The sequence below is a fragment of the Acidovorax sp. SUPP3434 genome, from assembly GCF_030159015.1.
Taxonomy (GTDB): domain Bacteria; phylum Pseudomonadota; class Gammaproteobacteria; order Burkholderiales; family Burkholderiaceae_C; genus Paracidovorax.
In genome coordinates this window covers 481,814-505,213 of record NZ_BQXL01000001.1, presented here as the reverse complement: position 1 = coordinate 505,213, position 23,400 = coordinate 481,814, and the positions used below count along the sequence as shown (strand labels likewise).

Below are 23,400 nucleotides of genomic sequence, written 5' to 3'. Positions count from 1 at the left end.
GGCGTGGGGAAGCCGCGATTTTAGGCTTTCAGGCCTTTCCTGTCGAAACCCAGGGCCAAGGCGCATTCACGCGCCCTGCGCCGCAGGGGGTTGGCCGCGGGTGGCGAGCGGGCCGGCGGCGGCCTCGGTGCGCGGCGTGGCGGGCCCCGATCGGCCCGTCACCATTCGCCGGAGGCACGCACCCGCTGGTCCAGATCCGGGGCGGGTGGCTCGCCGTAGGGCGAGTGCAGTTCGGTGGCTCTTGCGGTCCAGGCGGCAGGGGTGGCGGCCAAGGCCCCCTCCTCCACCCGGCCTGGCCCGTTGGCGCCGGCCAGGGCAGCGGGAAACACCATGGCGTTCATCACGTGGGTCAGCGCAGCGGCAAGCATGGCGGGTCCTTTTCATGCGGGGTTGCCGCCAGCGTATGGCGGCGGGGTGACTGTTTCGTGTCAACGAAAAAGGGGCCGCTGAAAAGGGGCCCCTCTGTGTGCAACCGGCGACAGCACCGGGTGGCGGGAGGTTATTTCGCCAGGGCCAGCGTGCCTTTCATCAGCGCGGAATGGCCGGGGAAGGAGCAGAAATAGGCATAGGACTCGCCGGCCTTGAGCGCCTGGGTGGAGAACGTCACCGAATCGCTCTCGCCACCGCCCACGATCTTGGTGTGCGCGATCACCCGGGCGTCCGCGTCCTTCACGTAGTTCTTGGCGGCCCCGGCAGCGATGCCGTCCGTGGCCACCGCCTGCAGGTCGGCGGCCTTGCTCAGCACCCAGTTGTGGCCCATGGCGGTCTTGGGAAGCTTGCCCACGTGCTTGAGCTTGATGGTGAATTGCTTGCAGCTTTGCGGCACCGCGAGGGTCGCCTTGTTGAATTGCATCGCATCGTTGCCTTCGATCTCGGCCGTGCAGTCGGCGGCCCAGGTGGGGCCAGCCGCCAATACCAGGGCCAGCGCCGCAAATTTCCAGTGGTTTGCCATGAGGTCTTCCTTCTTCATAAAACAGGTGCTTGCGCCTGGCGTTGCCGGGCTGCTCCATGCAGCCGGGCGACGCAACAGCGCGATGCAGGGAGCGTATGCGCGGGGCCCCTGCAGCGCCTTGAGGTGCATCAAGCCTTGTGCCGAACGCCGTCCATAGACCCGGCGTGCAGTTAAGCTCCGCCGCCCATGCCCTACACCGTGCGAACCCCCACCCACAGCGAACTGGTCATCAAGAAAAGCCGGTTCATCGGCTGCGTGCAGCCCATGGCGGACCGCGCGTCGGCCCAGGCCACCGTCGATGCGCTGTGGCAGCAGCACCCCGGTGCCGCGCACGTCTGCTGGGCGCTGCTGGCGGGCGGCCAGTCGGCCGCGGTGGACGACGGCGAACCCGGCGGCACCGCGGGCCGGCCGATGCTGGAGGTGCTGCGCCACCAGGACCTCGAAGGCGTGCTGGCCACCGTGGTGCGCTATTTCGGCGGCGTCAAGCTGGGTGCGGGCGGGCTGGTGCGGGCCTACACCGACACCATCGCGCAGGCGCTGCTGCCGGCCGAGAAGGTGCCGCTGCAGCGCATGGTGGCGCTGCAGTGCGAGGTGCCCTATGCCCTGGAGGGCCTGGTGCGCCGCGAGGTCGAGGCGGCCGGCGCCACGCTGGGCGAGGTGGCCCACGGCTCGCTGGTGGCCGTGCGCATCCAGCTGCCTCAGCCGCAGGAGGCGGCGTTCGTGCAGCGGCTGAACGACGCCTGCCAGGGCCGGATCGGCTGGATCGCGCCATAGCGCCGCCATCGCCTGCGCCGAAAGTGCCCTGCACCTACAGGCCCCGCCCTGCGGCCCGGGGACACTCAGCCATTCGCCACCCCTGAGGAGATCGACCCATGAGCCCACCCCTGGACGCCATCATCATCGGCGCGGGATCGGCAGGCCTTGCCGCGTTGCGCGAGGTTCGCAAACGCACCGACCGCGTGCGGATCGTCAACGATGGCCCCTGGGGGACCACCTGCGCGCGGGTGGGCTGCATGCCCTCCAAGATGCTGATCGAAGCGGCCAACGCCTACCACCGGCGCCACGCATTCGACACCTTCGGCCTGCGCGGCGGGGACGGCCTCTCTGTCGACATGCCTGCCGTGCTGGAGCGCGTGCGCGCCCTGCGCGACGAGTTCGTGGCGGGCACCGAGAAGGCATCGGCGGTCGGCGACCAGGGCATTTCGGGCCACGCGCGGCTGCGCGGCCCGGGCACGGTGGAAGTGGGAGGCAAGACCTACCATGCCCGCAGCGTCATCATCGCCACCGGCTCGCGCCCCATCATTCCCGAGGAATGGCTGGCGTTCGGCGACCGCATCCTGACCACCGACACCCTCTTCGAGCAGCCCACCCTGGGGCCGCGCATGGCGGTCATCGGGCTGGGGCCGCTGGGCGCGGAACTGGCGCAGGCCCTGTCGCGGCTGGGCGTGGAGGTGGCGGCGTTTTCGACCGGGCCATCGCTGGCCGGGCTGTCCGACCCCGACATCCTCGGCGCGCTGAAGGCCGTGCTGAAAGACGAATTCGTGGTCAGCGTGGGCGAGGAGGCCCGCTTGCGCGAAGTGCCGGGCGGGATCGAGGTCAGCAACGGCAGCACCACGGTGGTGGTGGACCAGGTGCTGGCGGCCATGGGGCGGCGGCCGAACATCGAACACCTCGGCCTCGATACCCTGGGCATCCCCCTGGACGCGCACGGCAAGCCGCCCGTGGATGCGCGCACCATGCAGATCGCGGACCTGCCCGTGTTCATGGCCGGCGATGCCGACGACCGCCGGCCGCTGCTGCACGAGGCCTCCGACGAGGGCCACATAGCCGCCCTGAACGCCATGGCACCCGAGCCGCAGTGCTTTCGCCGACGCACGCCGCTGTCCATCGTGTTCACCCAGCCCAACGCGGCGGTGATCGGCCAGGCCTGGAAGGACCTGAAAGAGGGCGAATTCGTGACGGGCTCGGTGGATTTCTCCCGCCAGGGCCGCGCACGCGCGGCGCAGCACAACCAGGGCCGCCTGAACGTGTATGCGGAGCGCGAAAGCGGCCGCATCCTGGGCTCGGAGCTGTGCGCCCCCAGCGGAGAGCACCTGGCGCATCTGCTGGCACTGGCCATCGACCGGTCGCTCACGGTGCAGGACCTGCTGCGCATGCCGTTCTACCACCCGGTCCTGGAGGAAGGCCTGCGCACCGCGCTGCGCGATGCGGCTTCGCACCTGCCCAGCGGCAGCGCCTCGGACCTGTCGGCCTGCTCCGCCTATGGGGCCAGCGCGCTCGATTGAATATTCCGCCTCCGCCCGGGCTTCAGTTCCGGACGGGGTTGCCGAAAAGGGAGGGGTCTTTGCCTTCGCCTCGCCCCGAGGCCCCAACAGGAGCACCCCATGGATGTCGCGCTTTCCCAATCGGTCGTCAACACCGCAACGGCCATGGCCAGCCAGAAGAATTCCGATGCCCTGAACATCCGGGTGCTGAAAAAGGCGCTGGACACGCAGGAGGCCTCCGCCACCTTGCTGATCGAGTCGATGAAGCAATCCATGCCCCAACCGGCACTGGCCACCTCCGGCGCGCTGGGCACCCAGGTCAACACGTTCGCCTGAGTCGGCGGCCCCCGAGAGGGCGAGTCTGCACGGGGAAGCGCTACCGTGGCGACAGCCCCCAGTCTGATTCACCCAAACGATCAGAGGGTGAAACTTAGAATACTCTTTTATCCAAAAAAGAGTATAAACAGGATCATGACCAACGATCTGATCCACAGCCTGACCGTGGCCCGCAAGGCCAGCCAGCTCACCCAGGCCGAGCTGGCCGAACGGGCCGGCCTCTCGCGAATGACGGTGCAACGCACCGAAGGGGGCGACCTCGATCCCCGCTATTCCACCCTGACGGAAATGGCCCGCGTGCTGGGGATGGACATCATCGCCGTGCCCAGCACCCTTCGGCCGAGCCTGCAGGCCTTCATCCAGTCGGGCGGCAAATTCCTGGGACAGCCCCAGGGCGTGGATGCCCCGCCTTCGGTGATCGACAGCCTGCGCAAAGAAGGCTGAGCGCGGCCGGCTGACCCGCCATGAGCACCTCCATCCGTTACCTGCGCCTGTACCTGCACCGCCCGGCCGGCCAGGGCGCCGGCCGCATGGCGATCGGCTACCTCTCGCAGTATGGCGACATCCTGCGCGTGTCGTTCGATGCCAGCTACATCAACGACCCCGGCCGCCCCACCCTGTCGCTCAGCTTTCAGGGCGAGAACGAGGCCGCCACGCAGCAGATCCTGGCTTCGGCGCGCGACGCCCGGCTGGTGCGCACCGATGGCCGCTGGCCGGTGTACTTCCAGAACCTGCTGCCCGAAGGCCACAACCGCGAGCGCCTCGCGCGCGAACGCGGCTGCACGCCCGACGACGAGTTCGAGCTGCTGGCCGCCGCAGGCCACGACCTGATGGGTGCGCTGGAGGTGGAGCCCGTGCCCGCACAGGACGGCGTGCCCGACGTGGTTCGCCACTGGCACACCACCCAGGGCCTGGACGTGCTGGAGCCGGGCTTCGTCGAATACCCCGTGGAGGACGCGGCCTCGCTGCCCGGCGTGGTCACCAAGTTCAGCGCGGTGCAGGAGGGGCGGCGCTACACCGTGCACCGCAAGGGCGCGGCCGGCAGCGTGATCCTGAAGCTGCCCACCACCGCCCACCCCGACCTGGTGGCCAACGAACACGCCGGCTACCAGCTGTGCCGGTCGCTCGGCCTGGACTGCGCCCAGGCGGATGTCATCACCCGCGCCGAGGCCGACCTGCCCGACGCCGTGCCCTTCGACGAGATCCTGGCCGTGCAGCGATTCGACCACCTGCCCGGCGGCCAGCGGGTGCACATGGAAGAGTTCAACCAGGTGCTGGGTTATACGCCGCGGCAGAAGTACGGCAAGGGCATCCTGCAGGACTACGCCACCATGCTGCGCGTGCTGGACCGCCTGAGCCACCAGCCCGTGCACGACACCCGCGAGTTCCTCGCCCGCATGGTCGCCTTCATCCTCATGGGCAACACCGATGCGCACCTCAAGAACTGGGCGCTGGTCTACCCTGACGGGCGCGCGCCGCAGTTGTCACCGCTGTACGACCCGGTGTGCGTCGCCGCGTTCTTCGAGGGCGTGCCCGAAAGCCAGTACGCGGTGAACCGGGCCATCGACAAAACCCTGCGCGCCTTTTCATGGGACGACATGGAGGGGCTGATCAAGGCCGCCGGCCTGCTGCGGGCGCCGCGCCATCTTGCGCTGCTGCGCGATTCGGTGCGCCTGGCCCAGCAGGCATGGCCCGAGCGCATCGCCGACGCGCCACCTGCGATGCGCCGATCGGTCGCGGAGCGCCTGGCAGGCGGTGTCGCGCTCACACGGAACTGAAAGCATGACTCCCAGCATGACCAACCCATCATTGAACCGAGCCGATCCCCTTTGCCCGCCCGGCGAGCGCGGCGCCTTGCAGGTGCCCTACCTCAAGCGCTGCTGGTCGCGCTGGATGGCGGCGCGCCAGGGCCTGCCCACGGGCGAGAACGCGGAATCCCATCGCACGCAGATCGTGCTCGCGGCACTGGGCCTGGGCCTGGAGCAGACCATGCAGCATGTGCTGTGGCATGCGCCGGAGTTCGCGGACTTCGAGGACTGGATCGTGCGCACCGCCGGGGCGCCCGATGCCGCCACCATCGCCCGCATCCAGGCGCTGGTGGACGGCGGGCCCGTGCCCGACGCCGTGGCCCGGCTGCACGCCCGGATCGACGCCATGCCGCCCGTGCTGAATGTCGACGACCTGGCGCACTGGGACGAGCACGGCTACGTGATCGTGCGGCAGGCCGTGGCGCCCGACGACAGCGCCGCCGCCGCGCAAGTGGTGTGGGAGGCGGTGGGCGCCACGCCGGACGACGTGGAGTCGTGGTATCGCAACGCCCCGCGCAATATCATGTTGCAGCTGTTCCAGCACCCCGCGTTCGACGCGAACCGCCGGGCGCTGCGCATTCACAAGGCGTTCGCGCAGCTGTGGGGCACCGCCGACCTGTGGCGCAGCACGGACCGCTGTGGTTTCAATGTGCCGGAACGCCCCGGCCACCCTTACCAGGCGCAGGGGCTGCACTGGGATGTGAGCCTGGAGCCACCCATCCCCTTCTGCACCCAGGGCATCCTCTACCTCACGGACACGCCGCCCGAACAGGGTGCGCTCACCGTGGTGCCGGGCTTTCACCGCCAGGTGGAAGGGTGGCTGGCCGGACTGCCCCCGGACGCCGATCCCCGCAGGCAGGATTTCCAGGAACTGGGCGCCCGGCCCATCGGCGCGGGGGCCGGCGACCTGGTGATCTGGCAACAAGCCCTGCCCCATGGCGCCAGCCCCAACCGCGGTGCGCGGCCCCGCCTGGTCCAGTACATCAACATGATGCCCGCCGAGGTGCCGATTCATGCGATCTGGCGCTGAGCAGCCTCCACCATCCTATCGGGGCGTGCCCGAAACCCGCCAGATGGCATTGCCCACGTCATCGGCCACCAGCAGCCCGCCGCGCGCATCCAGCGCCACGCCGACGGGACGGCCATAGGCATCGCCCTCGGGGCTGAGGAACCCGGTCAGCACGTCGATCGGCTGGCCCTTGGGCTGGCCGTTTTCGAAGTGCACGAAGACCACCTTGTAGCCACTGCGCGGCTTGCGGTTCCACGAGCCGTGCAGACCCACGAAAGCCCCCTGGGCCAGTTGCTGCGGCAATCCCTTGCCGGCCGATGGCGGGCCCGAGAAGGCCAGCCCCAGGGGCGCCACGTGGCTGCCCAGCGCATAGTCGGGTGCGATGGCTTTGGCGACCTGGTCCGGCTGGGGCGGCTTCACCCGCACATCCACATGCTGGCCGTAGTAGCTGTAGGGCCACCCGTAGAACGCGCCGTCCTTCACCGAGGTGAGGTAGTCGGGCACGAGGTCGCTGCCGATCTCGTCGCGTTCGTTCACCACCGTCCACAGCGCGCCGCTGCCGGGGGCCCAGCCCAGGCCGTTCGGATTGCGCAGGCCGCTGGCGAAGATGCGGTGGGCGCCGCTGGCGCGGTCCACCTCCCAAATGGCGGCGCGGCCTTGCTCGGCCTCGATGCCGTTCTCGGCCACGTTGCTGTTGGAGCCCACGGTCACATAGAGCTTGCGGCCGTCGGGGCTGGCGATGAGGTTCTTGGTCCAGTGGTGGTTGAACGGCAGGCCGGGCAGGTCCACCACCTTGGTGGCGGGCGCGGTGATGGTGGTCTGGCCCGCCGTGTACGGAAAGCGCACCACCGCATCGGTGTTGGCGACGTAGAAATCGCCCCCCACCAGCGCCATGCCGAATGGGGAATGCAGGCCCTGCAGGAACACGCTGCGGGTTTCCGCGACGCCGTCGCCGTCGGTGTCGCGCAGCAAGGTGATGCGGTCGGCCGACGGCGCGCCCGAGCCCGCGCGGCCCATGACCTTGCCCATGACCCAGTTGCGCACGTTCTTCACCAGCCCCTGGTCTTCCTTGGGCTTGGCCGGCGTGTTGCTTTCCGCAACCAGCACGTCGCCGTTGGGCAGCACGTACACCCAGCGCGGATGGTCCAGCCCCTTGGCCAGCGCGGTGACCTGCATGCCCGCCATGGGCGTGGGCTGCATGCCATCGGGCCACCCCTTGGCGGGTGCGATGTGAACGGTGGGGATCAGGGTCTTGTGGGGTTCGGGCAGCGTGGGCGACGGGCCCACGCCGGCCTCGGGCGGCAGCCGTGCCGTGTCACCGCAGCCGACCAGGGCCCCGGCCAGCGCGCAGCCCAGGACGGCGACAGGCCAGCGGGCGATTGAAAACGGGGGGAGATGGGAGCGTTGCGCGTGCATGGGAGAACCTGCCTTCTGTGCTGTTGGGGTGCCGATCGCGGCGGATGCGCCGCGATGCGGGCCAGTGTGCCGCGCTGGCACCACCGCCCCTGTCAGCCATGGGCGCGAACGCGCCGGACGTGTCTCCCATCCCCTCCCCGGCATGCAGCGGGCCCGCGCGCCAGGGCACCGGGCCTGCTGCATGCCACCGCGCGGCGTCAGTCCACCTTGATGTTGGCGGCCTTGATCACCTGCGCCCACTTGGCGACTTCAGCCTTCTGGAAGGTGGCGATCTGCGCGGTCGTCATGTCGGCAGGCTCCATGCCGAAGCTCTTGAGGCGGGTCTGCATGTCCGGCTGCGCGAGGATCTTGCGGATCTCGGTGTGCAGGCGGGTCACGACCGGCTCGGGCGTGCCGGCGGGCACGAAGATGGCCTGCCACGACTGCACCTCGAAATCGGCCAGTCCCTTCAAGCCGGATTCGGCCACGGTGGGCACATCAGGCATCGAGCCCAGGCGCTTGGCCGAGGTGACGGCAATGGCGCGCAGCTTGCCGCTCTGGATGTGCGGCGCGGCCACGACAGTGGTGTCGAACATCATGTCCACCTGCCCGCCGATCACGTCCTGGATGGCCGGGCCGCTGCCCTTGTAAGGCACGTGGGTGAACTTCACGCCCGACTTGTAGGCCAGCAGCTCCAGCGCCAGATGCTGCGAGGTGCCGGTGCCGGCGGAGGCCGACGACAGGCCGCCCGACTTGCCGCGGGCCGCGTCCAGCACGTCCTTCAGCGTTTTGTAGGGGCTGCTGGCCGCCACCACCAGCACCACGGGATTGGTGCCGATGAGCGTGACGGGCGCGAACGACTTCACCGGGTCGTAGCCCAGCTTCGGGTACAGGCTCACGTTGATGGCGTGCGAGCTGATGGTGCCGCCCAGCAGCGTGTAACCGTCCGGTGCCGCGCGGGCCGCGATTTCCGAGCCGACGCTGCCGCCCGCCCCGCCCTTGTTGTCCACCACCACGGTCGTGCCCAGGGCGGTGCCCAGTTGCTGGCTGATCAGCCGTCCCAGCGTGTCGGTGGTGCCGCCGGCGGCGAACGGCACGAGGTAGGTGATGGTCTTGCCGGTGGGCCAGGTGCCCTGCGCGAAGGCGGGCAGGCCGATGAAGCTGCCGGCGGCGGCCGCAGCGGCCGCGGCGGCAATGAAGGTTCTGCGTTGCATGTGCGTTGTCTCCTGGTTTTGAAAAATCAGACTGCTCCGCGCGTTTCCACGTAGAGCGAATAAATCGAGTGGCTGCTGGCCATGAAGAGGCGGTTTTTCTTGGGGCCGCCGAAGACGAGGTTCGGGCAGCGCTCGGGCAGGCGGATATGGCCGATGGCCTTGCCGGCCGGGTTGAACACCATCACGCCGTCCAGGTCCGCGGCGACCGAGTCGGCCGCGCCCGTGCTGCCCCAGCCGCACCACAGGTTGCCGTCTTCATCGACCTTGAATCCGTCCAGCGCGCCCGCCCCGCCCTCAATCAGCACGGTCGGGTTGGCCAGCCCCTGGCGGGCGGTGACGTCGTAGCGCACGATCTGGCGGCGGTTGTCGGCGGTGCGCGCCACCAGGTAGAGCTGCTTTTCGTCCGGCGTGAACGCCAGCCCGTTGGGAAAGCGCGCCTCCAGCACGCGGTCCAGCCGGCCGGACGGATCGATGCGGTACAGCGCATGCGGGAGCTCGGAGACGGCCTTGTCGCCCTCCCAGTGGCCGCCGATACCGAACGGCGGGTCGGTGAACCAGACCGAGCCGTCGCTCGGGCAGACGATGTCGTTGGGTGAATTCAGGCGCTTGCCCTCGAAGCGGTCGGCCAGCACGGTGATGCTGCCGTCGTACTCGGTGCGGGTCACGCGGCGGGTCAGGTGCTCGCAAGCCAGCAGCCGGCCCTGGCGGTCACGGCCCAGGCCGTTGGAGAAGTTGGAGGGCTGGCGGAACACGCCGGTCTGCCCCGTGGCCTCGTCCCAGCGCACGATGCGGTTGTTGGGGATGTCGGAAAACAGCAGGTAGCGCCCATCGCCGAACCACACCGGGCCTTCGACCCAGCGAAAGCCCGTGGCGATCTGCTCCACGCTGCTGCTGAACAGGCGGTACTTGGCGAACGACGGGTCCAGGATCTGCACCGAGGGATCGGGGTAGCGCTGCTGCGGCTTGAAGTCGAACGCCTGGGCCTGCGCGAGGCCCGTGGCCGTGGCGGCTAGCGCGCCGGCCATGAAACGGCGGCGCGATGGCGGGGTCTGGGGGGCGGCGTCTTGTGTCGCTCTTTGCATGGGTTTTGTCTCCGGTCGTGTTTTCAGGAAGCGCGGCGGGCCACATGCCCCGAGGCCGCGCGGGCGGGCAGGCGCATGCGTGCCCACGCACCGAGGCGTCAATGCCTCAAGGCAGATCGACGATCTCGACCCAGTTGGGGTTCTTGCCCGCCGCCACGCGCGTGGGCGTGCCCGGCACGCCGGTGGCCGGATCGATGGGGTGCAGCGACACGCTGTGCGAGTCCTGCCCCGCCGCGATCAGGAAGCGCCCCGAGGAATCGACGGCAAAGCCGCGCGGCGACTTCTCGGTGGGCACCTGGCCGAGCGGCTCGAGCTGCCCGGTGGCCGCATCGACACGGAAGGTGGACAGCGTGCTCGACGTGCGCTCGGACGCATACAGCGTGCGCCCGTCGGGCGACAGGTGCAGGTCGGCCGCCCAGGGCTTGCCGGTGAAGCCCGGCGGCAAGGTGGTGGTGCGCTGCACCTCGCGCAGCGTGCCGCGCTCGGCGTCGTACGCCATCACGTGCAGGGCCGCGTCCAGCTCGTCCACCACGTACATATACCGCTGCGCCTTGTCCCAGACGAAGTGGCGCGGGCCGGCCTTTTCCGGGGCCACCGCGGTCAGCGCCGGCTCGTTGGCGGTCAGCTTTCCGGTGGTGGCGTCGAAGCGCCAGCTCGACAGATGGTCACCGCCCAGGCTGGTGGCGAACACGTAGCGGTTGGCCGCGTCGGCATGGATGGCGTGCGCGTTGGGCGCCGTGGGAATGAGCTGCTGTACCGCGCCCACCAGCCCGTCCTTGTCGATGCTGTTGACGGTGATCTTGTGGCCCGGGTAGGACGCGGCGAACAGCCAGCGGCCGGTGGCATCGGTGTCGATGTTGGCCATGCTGTCCGCCAGGGCCGCCTCGCCCTGCTTCTTCAGGCGGCCGCTGGCCGGATCGATGGCCAGCGTCACCACGCGGAAAGGCTGCGAGCGCAGCGCCACGTACAGCTGGCGCTTGTTGGGCGAGACCGCCATGGGCATGGCCTGGCCGCCCACGGGCACGGTCTCCACCGGCTGGAGTTTGCCGGCGGCGCGGTCCAGTTCGTACACCGACACGTCCTGGCTGTCGGCGTTCGACACATAGACCCAGGTGGCGGCCGAGGCCGCGCCGCTGGCCGCCATCAGCGTGGCGGCGGCCACGGGGGCCAGGGCCACCGAGCGCAGAAAGGAAGAAGAAATCGCCATGGATCGCTCTCTTTCCGGGGTCACTTGACCACCATGAACATGCTGGGCAGCCAGGTCGAGAAGGCCGGCACGAAGGTCACGAGGGCCAGCGCGAAGATCAGCGCGCCGTAGAACGGCCAGATCGTGCGCATCACCGTGCCCACCGACACGCCGCCGATCGCGCAGCCCACGAACTGGGTGGTGCCCACGGGCGGCGTGTTCAGGCCCAGCGCGCAGTTGATCAGCATGACGATGCCGAACTGCACCGAGCTCATGCCGTAGTGCTGGGCGATGGGCAGGAAGATCGGCGTGCACAGCAAGATGGTGGCCGCCATGTCCAGGAAGGTGCCCAGCACGAACAGGATGATGTTGATCAGCAGGAAGATCACCCACGGCGTGCTGGTCACCTGCGACAGCATCTGGCCCGTGAGTTCGGCCACGCCGTAGAGGCTGATGAGGTAGCCGAACGTGCTGGAGATGCCGATCAGCAGCAGGATCACGCCTGTGGTGCGCACCGCCTTCGAGGCCGCCTTGATGAAGTGCTCCCACTTCAGCGTGCGGTACAGGAACACGGTCAGGCCCAACGCATACAGCACGGCCACGGCCGCCGATTCAGTGGCGGTGAAGATGCCCGAAAGAATGCCCCCCAGGATCAGCACGACGATGAACAGCCCCGGCAGCGCGGCGGCGAACGAACGCCCGACGATCTGCCAGCCCGGGAACGTGCCCGCGGGGTAGCCGCGCTTGACAGCCACGAGGTAGGCCGCGGCCAGGTTGCTGATGGTGAGCACCAGCGCGGGAATCAGCGCCGCGAGGATCAGCGCCGCGATGGACACCTTGCCGCCGGCCGCCAGCGAATAGATGATGAGGTTGTGGCTGGTGGGCATGAGCGCCCCCACCAGCGCCGCGTGCGTCGTCACGTTGACGGCGTAGTCGGCGTGGTAGCCCTCCTTCTTCATCATTGGGATCATCACGGCGCCCATGGCCGACACGTCCGCCACCGGCGAGCCCGAGACGCCGCCGAACAGCGTGCAGGCCACCACGTTGGACATGCCCAGCCCGCCGCGCACGTGGCCCACCAGGTTGCGCGCGAAGTTGACGATGCGGTCGGCGATGCCGCCGTACAGCATCAGCTCGCCCGCGAAGATGAAGAACGGAATCGCCAGGAACGAGAAGATGCCCATGCCCGAGGTCATCTGCTGGAAGCCGACCTCCAGGGGCAGGCCTTCGTACAGCAGGGTGGCCAGGGCCGACAGGCCGATGGAAAACGCCACGGGCACGCCCAGCAGCAGGAACAGCGTGAACGACACGCTCAGGATCAAAAGTGGCACGGTCATGGTTTTTCTCAGCCCCAGGCGGGTTCGACTTCGCGGCCCTGGGCCAGCGCGATGATGTGTTCGATCGAGAACATCACGATCAGGACGCCGGCGATCGCGGCCGGCACGTATTTCCAACCTTCGGAGATCCACAGCGTGGGCAGCCGGTAGTCCCACACCGACTGCGCGAGCGACGCGCAGCTGTACGCCATCACGGCGCCGAACATGAGCACCAGCGCGTGGATGAGGTATTCCATCTTGAGGCGCAGCCAGTCGGGCGCCAGCACCAGGAACGATTCGAGCCCGATGTGGCCGGCATCGCGCACGCCCACGGCCACGCCGAACATGGTGACGTAGATCACCAGCAGCAGGGCCAGGCTTTCGGCCCAGGTGGGCGTGTTGTTGAGCACATAGCGTCCGAACACCTGCCAGCTCACGGCGCAGATCACTGCGACCAGGCCGAGGATGCCCAGCCACATGCAGACGCGGGCGAGCGTGCGGCAAATTTGGGTATACATGTTGTTATGAGTAAAAAAGGCCCCTGGCACAATATTCACTAGGGCACCATGCTATTGATTTAAGAGCAAAAAAAGCCCACTTCAAGAAGTGGGCAGAAAGGGACTTACTGGGTGTCCTGAACGCGCTTGACCAGGTCCTTGAGCTTGGCGTCCGGGATGAACTTGTCGTACACCGGCTTCATGGCGGCCTGGAACGGGGCCTTGTCGATTTCGATGATCTCGGCACCGCCGGCCTTCACCGTCGCCAGCGACTTGATCTCGCGCTCGGCCCATTGCTTGCGCATGTAGGGCACCGACTCCTTGGCGGCCTGGCGGATCCAGCCCTGCTCTTCGGGCGACAGGCGGTCCCAGGCGCGCTTGGAGAACAGCAGCATCTCGGGGGCCATGGAGTGCTCGGTCTTGGTGTAGTACTTGGACACTTCGAACGAACGCGAGCTCTCGTACGTGGGGTAGTTGTTCTCGGCCGCGTCGATCAGGCCGGTCTTGAGGCCCGTGTACACCTCGCCCATGGGCATGGGGGTGGCGTTGGCGCCCATGGCCTCCAGCATCGACACCCACAGGTCGGACTGCTGCACGCGCACTTTCAGGCCCTTCATGTCGGCGAAGCTGCGCACGGGCTTCTTGGCGGTGAACATCGAGCGGGCGCCGCTGTCGTAGTAAGCCAGGCCCACGAAGCCCTGCTTTTCGCAGGCCTTGAGGATTTCCTCGCCGATCGGGCCGTCCAGCACCTTGTGCAGATGCTCGACCGAGCGGAACAGGAACGGCATCGTGGGCACCACGGTCTCAGGGCAGATGTTGTTCATCGCGCCGATGTTGATGCGCACCAGCTGCAGCGCGCCGATCTTGGCCTGCTCGATGGTGTCCTTCTCGCTGCCCAGGGCGCCGTTGTTGAACACCTTGATGGTGTGCTTGCCGCCCGACAGGGCTTTCAGGCGCTCGCCCATGAACTTGACCGCCGTCACGGTCGGGTAGTCGTCAGGGTGGATGTCCGCGGAGCGCAGCTCGGTCGCCTGCGCGGCGCCGAAGCCCAGTGTGAGCGCGGCCAGGGTGGCCAGGGTGGTCTTCAGGAATTTCATTTGTCTGCCTCGTCTCTTTTGCTGTTGGAAATACGTTTTGGGGGAGAAATCGGTAGAGGGACCCAGGCCCCGTTCAGACAGGGGCGGTGAATTCTGGCTCCGGCACGCCCTGCGTACCCGGGCGCAATGCGAAGACACCGCCGGCCAACGGCTGGTCCGACAGGTCCACGCCTGCGGGGCGGATGGAGGTGACGTACAGCGTGTCGAGCTGCGGGCCGCCGAAGGCGCACATGGCAGGCTTTTTCACCGGCACGGCCAGGGACCGGTCGAGCCGGCCATCGGGGGTGAAGCGGTGCACCAGGCCCGCGTCGTTGCCACAGATCCAGTAGCCGCCATCCACATCGATCGCCGCGCCATCGGGGCGCCCCGGCAGCGGATTCATGTCGGCGAACAGGCGCCGGCGGCTCGGCGTACCGGTCTCGGTGTCGTAATCGAAGGCCCAGATCGCCTGCACCTGGGGGTGCGAATCGGACAGGTACATCGTGCGCCCGTCGGGACTGAAAGCGATGCCGTTGGGCACGATCAAATCGCCCAGCGCCAGGTCGGTGCCTGCGCCGGCCGCCAGCTCCTGCGCACCGAACCGGTACACCTTGCCCACGCGGGCGGCGGCGCCCATGTCCTGCAGCATGGTGCCGGCGATGAACCGACCCTGGCGGTCACAGCGGCCGTCGTTGAAGCGCATGCCCGCCCGGGCGTGGTCGGCCGTGGCCAGGCGCTGCGCCTGCAGCGTGCCGGATGCGGCACCGCCCTGCGGCAGGTCGAGCTGGAACCAGCCGCTTTCCAAACCGGCAAGCCATCGGCCGGGCTGCCCGGCCCAGGGAGCGATGCAGGCGACCATCTCGGGGGCCTTCCACTGCGTCTGCTCGCCGGTCTGCGCGGACCAGCGGTGCAGCACGCCCTGGGGAATGTCAGCCCAGTACAGCGCCTGCCCGGCCGCGCGCCACACCGGGCTCTCGCCCGTCGCGCAGCGCGCATCCAGCACCAGTTCCGCGCTGGCGTTCACGGCGGTCATCCTTCGAACGGGCCCTGGGCCGTGAAGGCCCCGCCCTGGTAGATGGCGGCCGGGTCGGTCGGCGCGGGTGCGGGCTGGGCCTCGACCTGGGCACGGAAGGGTTCGGAGCTGTCCTTGGGCGTGAATCCCAGGTGCGCTGCCGCATGGTTGTCCCACCACAGATCGCGGTTGGCGGAGGCGCCATACACCACGGTGTGGCCCACGTCCGGAGTGAACAGTGCCTTTTCGACGAGCTGGGTGAGGTCGTCGTAGCTCAGCCAGGAGCTCATCATGCGGCGGTCGCGCGGCGCAGGGAACGAGGAGCCGATGCGCAGGCTCACCGTCTCGATGCCGTAGCGGTCGAAATAGAAGCTCGCCATGTCTTCGCCGAACGACTTGGACAGGCCGTAATAGCCATCGGGCCGGCGGCGCGCGTTGGCGTCGATGCGTTCGTCCTGGCGGTAAAAGCCCGTCACATGGTTGGAGCTGGCGAACACCACGCGGCGCACGCCGTGGCGACGCGCGCCTTCGTAGATGTGGAACACGCCCTTGATGTTGGCTTCCAGGATCTGCTCGAAGGGCCGCTCGACCGATACCCCGCCCAGGTGCACGATGGCGTCGCAGCCAGCAACCAGCGCGTCCACCGCAGCCTTGTCGGCCAGATCGCAGGGCACTACTTCTTCATCGGGGCCGCGCGACGGGGCCAGGGTGGAGATGTCGGACAGCCGCAGCACCTCGGCATACGGGCGCAATCTTTCGCGCAATACCTGGCCCAGGCCGCCTGCGGCGCCGGTCAAAAGAAGACGGGGTAAACGGGACGGCTGGCTCATGAAGCTCCTCTGGCTAGTATTTGTCATATGTTGTCATACAACGTTCAGCGATTATCATCACCGCCATGGCCGCACCGATAAAGGGATTACCCGCATACCCCGTCCCCACCGAATCAACGGCCCCGGTCCTGTCCCCGGCGCCGGTCCGGCGCGCCCGCGGACTGGCCAACGCCGTGGTGGAAGACTTCTCTGGAAAGATCCGCGACCGGCTGCTGACGCCGGGCGACAAGCTGCCCACCGAATCGGAAATCATGCGCGCCCACGACGTGAGCCGCACCGTGGTGCGCGAGGCCCTGTCCAAGCTGCAGGCCGCCGGCCTCGTGGAAACGCGGCACGGCATCGGCACCTTCGTGCTGCCCCCGCGCGCCGGCGGCGTGTTCCGGCTGGACCCCTCCGAACTCACGGCGTCGGTGGACGTTCTGGCCGTGCTGGAACTGCGCATCAGCCTGGAAACCGAGTCGGCCGGCCTTGCGGCCATGCGCCGCAGCGAGACCCACCTGCAGGCCATGCGCCAGGCGCTGGACGACTTCGAGCGCAACGTGGCCATGGGCGGCGACACGGTGGGGCACGACTTCCGCTTTCACCTGCAGATCGCCGAGGCGACGGGCAACCCGTACTTCGCCGACATCATGAACCACCTGGGCACCACGCTGATTCCGCGCACCCGCATCTCGGGCATCCGCAACGCAGTGCGGGGCCACGAATACCTGAGCCGGGTGAACCGCGAGCACGAAGAGATCTATTCGGCCATCGCCCGCAAGGACCCCGAGTCGGCGCGCGCGGCCATGCGCATCCACCTCACCAACAGCCGCGAGCGCCTGCGCTTGGCGCAGGAGGCGGCCAAAACACCGCCGGCTCCGGTGCAAGCCCCCGCCGCCACACCCGAAGCCTGAAACCCAGCCACTCGCCCAAAGGCCGGGCAGCGCGGGTCATCGTTAACCCGAAGAGCCGCGGAAAAGCATCCTCCGGCGCTTGTGTCTTGCCATTTTTAAGTTGTATGATGACGTACAACAAAAAGTGACCCAACCCAAGCAAGGAGACATGCAATGACTTTGAACCGCCGCCACGCCATGGTCTATGGTGCCGCCGCCCTGGCCAGCACCACGGCCATGGGCCAGACCGCCAATTGGCCCACGAAAACGTTGCGCCTCATCGTGCCCTACCCGCCCGGCGGCAGTTCGGACATCATTGCGCGCGCCATCAGCCAGCCGCTGTCGGACCTGCTCAAGCAGAACGTCATCGTGGAAAACAAGCCCGGCGCCAACGGCAACCTGGGCGCTGACTTCGTCGCCAAGGCCCAGCCCGACGGCTACACCATGCTGCTGTGCGACGTGGGGGCGCTGGCCATCAGCCCCTCGGTCTATACAAAGCTGCCATTCAACCCCTCCAAGGACCTGCGTGGCGCGACCATGCTGGCCTACTCGCCGCACATGCTGGTGGTGCACCCGTCCGTGCCCGCCAACAACCTGAAGGAACTGATCGCCCTGTCCAAGACGGCCGACCTGAATTTCGCCGTCACCGCCACGGGCAGCGCACCGCACCTGGCCGGCGTGGCGCTGGAGCGCGCCAGTGGCGCCCGCTGGCAATATGTGCCTTACAAGGGCGGCGTGACCGCCATCCAGGACACGATGGCCGGCCAGACACAGGTGCTGATGAACGGCATGCTCGCCACCCTGCCCCACGTGCAGAGCGGCAAGCTCAAGGTGCTGGCGCTGTCCAAGGCCACGCGCATGCCGCTGCTGGCCGATGTGCCCACCATTGCCGAGCAGGGCATCCCCGGCTTCGAGTCCGGCACCTGGCAAGGCATCCTCGTGCCGCGCGGCACGCCCGATCCGATCGTGCAGCGCCTGAACACGGCCCTCATCTCCGTCATCCGCACGCCGGAAATCCGCTCCCGCCTCGCGGGCCAGGGCGCCGAGGTCGTGACCATGGCCTCCGCCGAGCAAGACAAGTTCTTCGAGAAGGAGCGCGCACGCTGGGCCAGTGTGGTGTCGGCGGCGCAGATCCGGCTCGACTGATTTTTCACTTTTCCCTTTTTCCACCCACTACCCCGTACCGCCATGCAACCTCAAGAACTCAAGACCATCATGGGCTCCGGCCTCCTGTCGTTCCCGCTCACGGACTTCGACGCCCAGGGCCAATTCAACGCCAAGGGCTACGCGGAGCGCCTGGAATGGCTGGCCCCCTACGGTGCCAGCGCTTTGTTCGCGGCAGGCGGCACGGGTGAGTTCTTCTCGCTCACGGCAGACGAGTATCCCGGCATCATCAAGACCGCCGTGGACACCTGCCGCGGCAAGGTGCCGATCATCGCCGGCGCCGGCGGCCCCACCCGCTTTGCCATCCAGTGCGCCCAGGCGGCCGAGAAGGCCGGCGCCCACGGCATCCTGCTGCTGCCGCACTACCTCACGGAAGCCGGCCAGGAAGGCTTGGCCGCGCACGTCGAAGAGGTGTGCAAGAGCGTGAAGTTCGGCGTGATCGTCTACAACCGCGGCCAGAGCCGCTTCACCCCCGAAACGCTGGCACGCCTGGCCGAGCGCAACGCCAATCTGGTGGGCTTCAAGGACGGCGTGGGCGACATCGAGCTGATGAACTCCATCTACATGAAGATGGGCGACCGCTTCGCCTACCTGGGCGGCCTGCCGACTGCCGAGGTGTATGCCGCGGCCTACAAGGCACTGGGCACGCCCGTGTATTCGTCGGCCGTGTTCAACTTCATCCCCAAGACGGCGATGGACTTCTACAAGGCCGTGGCCAACGACGATCTGGCGACGCAGCACCACCTGCTGCGCGAGTTCTTCATGCCTTACCTCGAACTGCGCAACCGCATGGCCGGCTATGCCGTCAGCATCGTCAAGGCCGGTGCGAAGATCGTCGGCCACGACGCCGGCCCCGTCCGCGCCCCGCTCACGGACCTCAAGCCCGGCGAAATGCAGGAACTCAAGGCACTCATCGACAAGCTCGGCCCGCAATAAGGCGCCGCGGCTGAAGATCCGGCGCCCGGCCGTGCACGGGCGCCGGTGGGTCAAACCATCCGCACGGGGCATCCATAAAACCACACCACAACGGAGACAAGAGATGTACAAGAAACTGTTCCTGGCCGCGGCCACGGCCGTCACCCTGCTGGCCCTGGGTGGCTGCGCCACGGCACCGGCCGGCGCGGGCACCGATGCGCCGCAGTCGGTCGCCACCGCGGCCGAGCGCCTGCGGATCGCCATGATCGACCCGTCCCCCGCCGCATTGAATCAGCTCGTGGCCGACGACCTGAGCTATGGCCACTCGGGAGGCCGGGTGGACACCAAGGCCAGCTTCATCAGCGACCTGCTCGACGGCAAGTCGGACTTCGTCACCATCGTCATCAGCGACCAGACCATCAAGGTGGTCGGCGACGTGGCCATCGTCCGCCACACCCTGACGGCCGACACCAACGACTCGGGCAAGCCCGGCAAGGTGCAGATCAAGATCCTGGGCGTCTGGCAAAAGCAAGGCGCCGACTGGAAGCTGCTGGCCCGCCAAGCCGTCCGCGCAGCGCCCTGATTCCCGCCCACGAGGGGGCCGCGCGAGCGGCTTTCTCTTGGGGCTTCGAATCTTTTTGCTCCCTGCGACCGCTTTCACACCGGCCTGCACCCCAAGGCCCTGGATGCGCCGCCGTACCATCCCCGCCCATGAGCACCACACCCCGGCCCCGCCTTCTGCAAATCGCCCGCCTGCCCTTGCCGGCGCTCGAAGCCGACCTGGCTGCGCAGTTCGACATCGTTTGCCTGTCCGACCAACCCGATCCCGCCGCTTTCCTTGCCGAACGCGGCGCTGATTTCACGGGCGTGGTCACCTCCGCCTCCATTGGCCTGAAACGCGAAGTGATCGACGCCTTGCCGCGTTTGCAGGTCATCAGCAGCTTCGGCGTGGGCTTCGACGCGCTGGACATCCCGGCGGCCAGCGCGCGGAGGATCCAGGTGGGCTACACGCCCGGCGTCTTGAACGATTGCGTGGCAGACCTGGCCTTTGCCCTGCTGCTGGATGTGTCGCGCGGCGTCAGCGCCAGCGACCGCTTCGTGCGGCGCGGCGACTGGACCACCGCCCGGTTCGCGCCCCAGACCCGGGTATCCGGCAAGCGGTTGGGGCTCGTCGGCATGGGCCGCATCGGACAGGCCGTGGCCGAACGGGCCTCGGGCTTTCGCATGGAGGTCGGCTACCACAACCGCCGGCCCAGCGCCCAGTCCGCCCTGCCCTATTTCGACTCGCTGCTTGAACTGGCCCGATGGGCCGACTACCTGGTGCTGACCGTGGCCGGAGGGGCGGAAACCCGCCATCTGGTCGATCGGGCCGTGCTGGAGGCCCTCGGCCCCCGCGGTTTTCTGATCAACGTGGCACGGGGCAGCGTGGTCGATGAGGCGGCGCTGATCGAGGCCCTGGCGGAACGCCGCATCGCGGGTGCGGGCCTCGACGTGTTCGAAAACGAACCGTCGGTGCCGGCCGCGCTGCTGGCGCTGGACAACGTGGTGCTGACACCGCACACCGCCAGCGCCACCCATGAAACCCGCCGCGCCATGGCCGACATGGTGCTGGACAACCTGCACGCCTTCTATGCCACAGGTGCTGTCCGCGCCCCGGTGCCCGGCACCGGCACGGCTTGAACCCATTTCGCTCCGCCACTCTCCGAAGCCCACACCCATGCCCACTGCCATGCACACCCCTACCGTCACCGAAGTCCGTGTCATTCCGGTCGCCGGGCGCGACGGCATGCTGCTCAACCTGAGCGGCGCGCACGCCCCGTTCTTCACCCGCAACCTGTTCATCCTCACCGACAGTGCCGGGCGCACCGGAGTGGGCGAAGTGCCGGGCGGCGAAAAGATCCGGCAGGCCCTGGAAGATGTCCGGCCCCTGCTCGTCGGGCAGCCGGTGGGCAACCATCTGGCGCTGCTGCAGCGGGTGCAGGCCGCGCTCGCAGGGCGCGACAGCGGCGGGCGTGGACTGCAGACGTTCGACCTGCGCATCGCCATCCATGCCGTCACCGCCGTGGAGTCGGCCTTGCTCGACTTGCTGGGCCAGCACCTGGGCGTGCCGGTGGCCGCACTGCTCGGAGAAGGCCAGCAGCGCGACCGCGTGGAAATGCTGGGCTATCTGTTCTTCGTGGGCGATGCCGGCCAAACCGATCTGCCCTACGTGCGGGCCCAGGATGTGGATGCCCCCGAAAGCGACTGGAGCCGCGTGCGCCATCTGCAGGCCCTCACGCCCGAGACCATCGTGCGCCAGGCTGAGGCCGCGCACGCACGCTATGGTTTCAACGACTTCAAGCTCAAGGGGGGCGTGCTGCGCGGCGAGGACGAAGTGCTGGCCATTCGGGCGCTGCACGAGCGCTTTCCCAAGGCGCGCGTCACCCTCGACCCCAACGGCGGTTGGCTGCTCAAGGACGCCGTGCGCCTGTGCCGAGACCTGCACGGTGTGCTCGCCTATGCGGAAGACCCCTGCGGTGCCGAAGACGGCTTCTCGGGGCGCGAGATCATGGCCGAGTTCCGCCGCGCCACCGGGCTGCCCACCGCCACCAACATGGTGGCTACCGACTGGCGCCAGATGGTGCATGCGCTCTCGCTCCAGTCGGTCGACATTCCGCTGGCCGACCCGCACTTTTGGACCATGGCGGGCTCGGTGCGCGTGGCCCAGACCTGCCGCGACTGGGGCCTGACCTGGGGTTCGCATTCCAACAACCATTTCGACGTGTCGCTGGCAATGTTCACGCATGTGGCGGCCGCGGCTCCCGGCAAGGTCACGGCCATCGATACCCACTGGATTTGGCAGGACGGCCAGGGCCTGACGCAATCGCCGCTGCAGATCGTGAACGGGCATGTGACCGTGCCGGCCACCCCGGGCCTGGGCGTTCAGCTCGACATGGCGGCCGTGGAGCGCGCGCACCAGCTCTACCTGCAGCACGGGCTGGGGGCGCGCGACGACAGCATCGCGATGCAGTACCTTCACACCGGCTGGAAGTTCGATCCCAAGCGCCCTTGCCTCGTTCGCTGACCCGCCAGGCTGGCCTAAACTGCTGTCATGCCTTTTTCACATGCATGGCCTGACAGCACCGCCCGGAGCCTGCTGCCCTGGATCCTTTTGGGAGCGACAGCCGGCTGCGGCGCACAGACCCGTGATGTCACCGGTGAGATCGCCGTCAGCAGCGACCTGACCGAACGTGGTTTCCAGACGCCCATCAGGCGCCCCATCGTCCAGGGACTGATCACGCTCTACGATGCGACGGGCTGGTCGGCAGGTGCCGTGCTGGGGATGCAGACCAACGGCCGCCGCTACGGCCGGGCCATCGTCCGCCTCGCCTATGACGGCGTACTCTCCAATGACTGGCAATATCAGGCCGTCACCCAGTACTACGCCTATCCGGACAATCCAACCGCCCGACTGACGGACCGGCTGGAAACGGCGCTGAGCTTCAGCTACCGCGATCTGATCACGGCGGGGGCCTCGGTGTTTCGCTATCCCCACACCCAGGATGCCGCCCGGCCCATGCGTTGGGCCGTGGATCTGGGCGGCCGGCTACCGATCGACGAGCAATTTTCCTTGACGGGCACCATCGGCCTGGCCCAGGTCCGCCCGGAAGGCCGGTATGCGTATGGCAGCGTCGGCGCCGCCTGGCGCCAAGGACCCTGGCGCGCCTCCCTCAGCTATCTGGCGACCGACGATCGGGCCCAGTCGGTGTATCCGGGCAACACGGGCGGCCATTGGTCGTTCATGTGGGCCCGTTCTTTTTGAAGCATCCGCAACCTTTTGGTGCATTGCAGGCACACACGTCGCAAGATTCAACCCTCCAAGACGTCCATCCGCCCGCTTCTACGCCATGGCTGCCCTCTCCTTTCCTGACGATTCAGCCGATCTCGAACTGCTGCATGGCATCGCATCCGGCGATCGCGCAGCCCTGGCAGCGTTGTACCGGGCATACCACCGCCGGCTCTGTCAGTTTCTGACCCGCCTGACCCGCCGGTCCGACCTGATCGAAGAGATCGTCAACGATTGCTTCTGGATCGTCTGGCAGAAAGCGGGCAGTTTCCGTGAAGAGTCGAAAGTCTCCACGTGGATCATGGGCATCGCCTATCGCTGCGGGCTCAAGGCCCTGCGGCAGGACGGAGGGGCGGACATGCCGTCCGTTGCGGACGACGATCCGGAAGTCCAGCCCGATCTGGCCACCGACCCTGGCGAGGCAAGGGAGTTGCGCAACTGGCTCGACAAGGGCATGGAGCGGCTTTCGGTGGACCAGCGTCTGGTGCTGGAGCTGGCCTATACGGGCGGGCATTCGCTGGAAGAAATCGCCGTCATCACCCAGTCACCCGTCGGAACGGTCAAAGCGCGCATGTTCCACGCGCGCGTGAAGCTGCGCAACTTGCTGCCGGCCTTGGCCACCCGCAGCATCGCTCAATAGGATTGC

General features: G+C 68.0%; 25 protein-coding genes. 14 read left to right on the top strand and 11 right to left on the bottom strand.

What is annotated here, in order from left to right; all coding sequences use genetic code 11:
* Positions 1-158: 158 nt before the first annotated feature.
* Both AVKW3434_RS02260 and azu read right to left on the bottom strand, forming a co-directional pair.
* Positions 159-368, bottom strand: coding sequence for a hypothetical protein (locus AVKW3434_RS02260; protein WP_284403994.1), 210 nt, complete (start codon positions 366-368; stop codon positions 159-161).
* Between the two features lie 131 nt (positions 369-499).
* Complete coding sequence (gene azu / locus AVKW3434_RS02255; protein WP_284403992.1) at positions 500-952, bottom strand: azurin; 453 nt, start codon at positions 950-952, stop codon at positions 500-502.
* A 186-nt stretch (positions 953-1,138) separates the two neighbouring features.
* Between azu and AVKW3434_RS02250 the strand changes: the two genes are divergently transcribed.
* The 6 genes from AVKW3434_RS02250 (at position 1,139) to AVKW3434_RS02225 (ending at position 6,390) form a co-directional block, all read left to right on the top strand.
* Positions 1,139-1,726, top strand: coding sequence for an IMPACT family protein (locus AVKW3434_RS02250; protein ID WP_284403990.1), 588 nt, complete (start codon positions 1,139-1,141; stop codon positions 1,724-1,726).
* A 98-nt stretch (positions 1,727-1,824) separates the two neighbouring features.
* Positions 1,825-3,237 carry a dihydrolipoyl dehydrogenase gene (locus tag AVKW3434_RS02245; protein ID WP_284403988.1) on the top strand — a complete coding sequence of 471 codons (1,413 nt, stop codon included), beginning with the start codon at positions 1,825-1,827 and terminating at the stop codon, positions 3,235-3,237.
* Between the two features lie 99 nt (positions 3,238-3,336).
* On the top strand, positions 3,337-3,552 hold the full coding sequence (locus tag AVKW3434_RS02240; protein WP_272569111.1) for a YjfB family protein: 216 nt from the start codon (positions 3,337-3,339) through the stop codon (positions 3,550-3,552).
* Positions 3,553-3,687: 135 nt separating this feature from the next.
* On the top strand, positions 3,688-3,996 hold the full coding sequence (locus tag AVKW3434_RS02235; protein WP_272569110.1) for a helix-turn-helix domain-containing protein: 309 nt from the start codon (positions 3,688-3,690) through the stop codon (positions 3,994-3,996).
* 20 nt (positions 3,997-4,016) lie between these two features.
* The gene (locus AVKW3434_RS02230; protein WP_284403984.1) at positions 4,017-5,330 is read left to right on the top strand and encodes a type II toxin-antitoxin system HipA family toxin; all 1,314 of its coding nucleotides are present in this window, start codon (positions 4,017-4,019) and stop codon (positions 5,328-5,330) included.
* A gap of 4 nt (positions 5,331-5,334) precedes the next feature.
* Positions 5,335-6,390, top strand: a complete 1,056-nt coding sequence (locus AVKW3434_RS02225; RefSeq protein WP_284403982.1) for a phytanoyl-CoA dioxygenase family protein — start codon at positions 5,335-5,337, stop codon at positions 6,388-6,390.
* A gap of 15 nt (positions 6,391-6,405) precedes the next feature.
* Here the strand turns inward: AVKW3434_RS02225 and AVKW3434_RS02220 are convergent, their stop codons facing one another.
* From AVKW3434_RS02220 to AVKW3434_RS02180, 9 genes are all read right to left on the bottom strand, one after another.
* The gene (locus AVKW3434_RS02220) at positions 6,406-7,785 is read right to left on the bottom strand and encodes a PQQ-dependent sugar dehydrogenase (RefSeq protein ID WP_284403980.1); all 1,380 of its coding nucleotides are present in this window, start codon (positions 7,783-7,785) and stop codon (positions 6,406-6,408) included.
* Positions 7,786-7,982: 197 nt separating this feature from the next.
* Positions 7,983-8,978, bottom strand: a complete 996-nt coding sequence (locus AVKW3434_RS02215) for a Bug family tripartite tricarboxylate transporter substrate binding protein (protein ID WP_284401267.1) — start codon at positions 8,976-8,978, stop codon at positions 7,983-7,985.
* A gap of 26 nt (positions 8,979-9,004) precedes the next feature.
* Positions 9,005-10,060: an SMP-30/gluconolactonase/LRE family protein gene (locus AVKW3434_RS02210; RefSeq protein WP_502869013.1), complete on the bottom strand. Its 1,056-nt coding sequence runs from the start codon at positions 10,058-10,060 to the stop codon at positions 9,005-9,007.
* A gap of 106 nt (positions 10,061-10,166) precedes the next feature.
* Positions 10,167-11,267, bottom strand: a complete 1,101-nt coding sequence (locus tag AVKW3434_RS02205; protein ID WP_284403977.1) for a lactonase family protein — start codon at positions 11,265-11,267, stop codon at positions 10,167-10,169.
* 20 nt (positions 11,268-11,287) lie between these two features.
* Positions 11,288-12,583: a TRAP transporter large permease gene (locus tag AVKW3434_RS02200; protein ID WP_272569102.1), complete on the bottom strand. Its 1,296-nt coding sequence runs from the start codon at positions 12,581-12,583 to the stop codon at positions 11,288-11,290.
* An 8-nt stretch (positions 12,584-12,591) separates the two neighbouring features.
* Entirely contained in the window at positions 12,592-13,080 is a 489-nt protein-coding gene (locus tag AVKW3434_RS02195; RefSeq protein ID WP_284403975.1) for a TRAP transporter small permease, read from the bottom strand.
* 104 nt (positions 13,081-13,184) lie between these two features.
* Positions 13,185-14,156, bottom strand: coding sequence for a TRAP transporter substrate-binding protein (locus AVKW3434_RS02190; protein ID WP_284403973.1), 972 nt, complete (start codon positions 14,154-14,156; stop codon positions 13,185-13,187).
* A gap of 73 nt (positions 14,157-14,229) precedes the next feature.
* A complete protein-coding gene (locus AVKW3434_RS02185; RefSeq protein WP_502869012.1) occupies positions 14,230-15,159 on the bottom strand; it encodes an SMP-30/gluconolactonase/LRE family protein in 930 nt (309 codons plus the stop codon).
* A 5-nt stretch (positions 15,160-15,164) separates the two neighbouring features.
* Positions 15,165-15,977: an NAD-dependent epimerase/dehydratase family protein gene (locus tag AVKW3434_RS02180; RefSeq protein ID WP_272569096.1), complete on the bottom strand. Its 813-nt coding sequence runs from the start codon at positions 15,975-15,977 to the stop codon at positions 15,165-15,167.
* 65 nt (positions 15,978-16,042) lie between these two features.
* Here AVKW3434_RS02180 and AVKW3434_RS02175 point away from each other — a divergent pair, with 65 nt between their 5' ends.
* The 8 genes from AVKW3434_RS02175 to AVKW3434_RS02140 all read left to right on the top strand — a co-directional run bounded on the left by AVKW3434_RS02175 (position 16,043) and on the right by AVKW3434_RS02140 (position 23,394).
* Positions 16,043-16,870 carry a FadR/GntR family transcriptional regulator gene (locus AVKW3434_RS02175; protein WP_284403969.1) on the top strand — a complete coding sequence of 276 codons (828 nt, stop codon included), beginning with the start codon at positions 16,043-16,045 and terminating at the stop codon, positions 16,868-16,870.
* 153 nt (positions 16,871-17,023) lie between these two features.
* Positions 17,024-17,995 carry a Bug family tripartite tricarboxylate transporter substrate binding protein gene (locus AVKW3434_RS02170; protein WP_272547750.1) on the top strand — a complete coding sequence of 324 codons (972 nt, stop codon included), beginning with the start codon at positions 17,024-17,026 and terminating at the stop codon, positions 17,993-17,995.
* Between the two features lie 42 nt (positions 17,996-18,037).
* Complete coding sequence (kdgD, locus tag AVKW3434_RS02165; RefSeq protein WP_272569093.1) at positions 18,038-18,949, top strand: 5-dehydro-4-deoxyglucarate dehydratase; 912 nt, start codon at positions 18,038-18,040, stop codon at positions 18,947-18,949.
* A 103-nt stretch (positions 18,950-19,052) separates the two neighbouring features.
* On the top strand, positions 19,053-19,511 hold the full coding sequence (locus tag AVKW3434_RS02160; protein ID WP_284401235.1) for a nuclear transport factor 2 family protein: 459 nt from the start codon (positions 19,053-19,055) through the stop codon (positions 19,509-19,511).
* A 128-nt stretch (positions 19,512-19,639) separates the two neighbouring features.
* A complete protein-coding gene (locus AVKW3434_RS02155) occupies positions 19,640-20,608 on the top strand; it encodes a 2-hydroxyacid dehydrogenase (RefSeq protein WP_284403964.1) in 969 nt (322 codons plus the stop codon).
* Positions 20,609-20,657: 49 nt separating this feature from the next.
* Entirely contained in the window at positions 20,658-21,992 is a 1,335-nt protein-coding gene (locus AVKW3434_RS02150; RefSeq protein ID WP_284403961.1) for an enolase C-terminal domain-like protein, read from the top strand.
* Positions 21,993-22,019: 27 nt separating this feature from the next.
* Positions 22,020-22,730: a TorF family putative porin gene (locus AVKW3434_RS02145; protein ID WP_284403959.1), complete on the top strand. Its 711-nt coding sequence runs from the start codon at positions 22,020-22,022 to the stop codon at positions 22,728-22,730.
* Between the two features lie 85 nt (positions 22,731-22,815).
* Positions 22,816-23,394 carry an RNA polymerase sigma factor gene (locus tag AVKW3434_RS02140; protein WP_284401226.1) on the top strand — a complete coding sequence of 193 codons (579 nt, stop codon included), beginning with the start codon at positions 22,816-22,818 and terminating at the stop codon, positions 23,392-23,394.
* Positions 23,395-23,400 lie beyond the last annotated feature (6 nt).

What these genes read in the sequence shown, in the direction of transcription:
- AVKW3434_RS02260 (WP_284403994.1), bottom strand. Translation starts at nt 368, where the DNA reads ATGCTTGCCGCTGCGCTGACCCACGTGATGAACGCCATGGTGTTTCCC.
- azu (WP_284403992.1), bottom strand. Translation starts at nt 952, where the DNA reads ATGGCAAACCACTGGAAATTTGCGGCGCTGGCCCTGGTATTGGCGGCT.
- AVKW3434_RS02250 (WP_284403990.1), top strand. Translation starts at nt 1,139, where the DNA reads ATGCCCTACACCGTGCGAACCCCCACCCACAGCGAACTGGTCATCAAG.
- AVKW3434_RS02245 (WP_284403988.1), top strand. Translation starts at nt 1,825, where the DNA reads ATGAGCCCACCCCTGGACGCCATCATCATCGGCGCGGGATCGGCAGGC.
- AVKW3434_RS02240 (WP_272569111.1), top strand. Translation starts at nt 3,337, where the DNA reads ATGGATGTCGCGCTTTCCCAATCGGTCGTCAACACCGCAACGGCCATG.
- AVKW3434_RS02235 (WP_272569110.1), top strand. Translation starts at nt 3,688, where the DNA reads ATGACCAACGATCTGATCCACAGCCTGACCGTGGCCCGCAAGGCCAGC.
- AVKW3434_RS02230 (WP_284403984.1), top strand. Translation starts at nt 4,017, where the DNA reads ATGAGCACCTCCATCCGTTACCTGCGCCTGTACCTGCACCGCCCGGCC.
- AVKW3434_RS02225 (WP_284403982.1), top strand. Translation starts at nt 5,335, where the DNA reads ATGACTCCCAGCATGACCAACCCATCATTGAACCGAGCCGATCCCCTT.
- AVKW3434_RS02220 (WP_284403980.1), bottom strand. Translation starts at nt 7,785, where the DNA reads ATGCACGCGCAACGCTCCCATCTCCCCCCGTTTTCAATCGCCCGCTGG.
- AVKW3434_RS02215 (WP_284401267.1), bottom strand. Translation starts at nt 8,978, where the DNA reads ATGCAACGCAGAACCTTCATTGCCGCCGCGGCCGCTGCGGCCGCCGCC.
- AVKW3434_RS02210 (WP_502869013.1), bottom strand. Translation starts at nt 10,060, where the DNA reads ATGCAAAGAGCGACACAAGACGCCGCCCCCCAGACCCCGCCATCGCGC.
- AVKW3434_RS02205 (WP_284403977.1), bottom strand. Translation starts at nt 11,267, where the DNA reads ATGGCGATTTCTTCTTCCTTTCTGCGCTCGGTGGCCCTGGCCCCCGTG.
- AVKW3434_RS02200 (WP_272569102.1), bottom strand. Translation starts at nt 12,583, where the DNA reads ATGACCGTGCCACTTTTGATCCTGAGCGTGTCGTTCACGCTGTTCCTG.
- AVKW3434_RS02195 (WP_284403975.1), bottom strand. Translation starts at nt 13,080, where the DNA reads ATGTATACCCAAATTTGCCGCACGCTCGCCCGCGTCTGCATGTGGCTG.
- AVKW3434_RS02190 (WP_284403973.1), bottom strand. Translation starts at nt 14,156, where the DNA reads ATGAAATTCCTGAAGACCACCCTGGCCACCCTGGCCGCGCTCACACTG.
- AVKW3434_RS02180 (WP_272569096.1), bottom strand. Translation starts at nt 15,977, where the DNA reads ATGAGCCAGCCGTCCCGTTTACCCCGTCTTCTTTTGACCGGCGCCGCA.
- AVKW3434_RS02175 (WP_284403969.1), top strand. Translation starts at nt 16,043, where the DNA reads ATGGCCGCACCGATAAAGGGATTACCCGCATACCCCGTCCCCACCGAA.
- AVKW3434_RS02170 (WP_272547750.1), top strand. Translation starts at nt 17,024, where the DNA reads ATGACTTTGAACCGCCGCCACGCCATGGTCTATGGTGCCGCCGCCCTG.
- kdgD (WP_272569093.1), top strand. Translation starts at nt 18,038, where the DNA reads ATGCAACCTCAAGAACTCAAGACCATCATGGGCTCCGGCCTCCTGTCG.
- AVKW3434_RS02160 (WP_284401235.1), top strand. Translation starts at nt 19,053, where the DNA reads ATGTACAAGAAACTGTTCCTGGCCGCGGCCACGGCCGTCACCCTGCTG.
- AVKW3434_RS02155 (WP_284403964.1), top strand. Translation starts at nt 19,640, where the DNA reads ATGAGCACCACACCCCGGCCCCGCCTTCTGCAAATCGCCCGCCTGCCC.
- AVKW3434_RS02150 (WP_284403961.1), top strand. Translation starts at nt 20,658, where the DNA reads ATGCACACCCCTACCGTCACCGAAGTCCGTGTCATTCCGGTCGCCGGG.
- AVKW3434_RS02145 (WP_284403959.1), top strand. Translation starts at nt 22,020, where the DNA reads ATGCCTTTTTCACATGCATGGCCTGACAGCACCGCCCGGAGCCTGCTG.
- AVKW3434_RS02140 (WP_284401226.1), top strand. Translation starts at nt 22,816, where the DNA reads ATGGCTGCCCTCTCCTTTCCTGACGATTCAGCCGATCTCGAACTGCTG.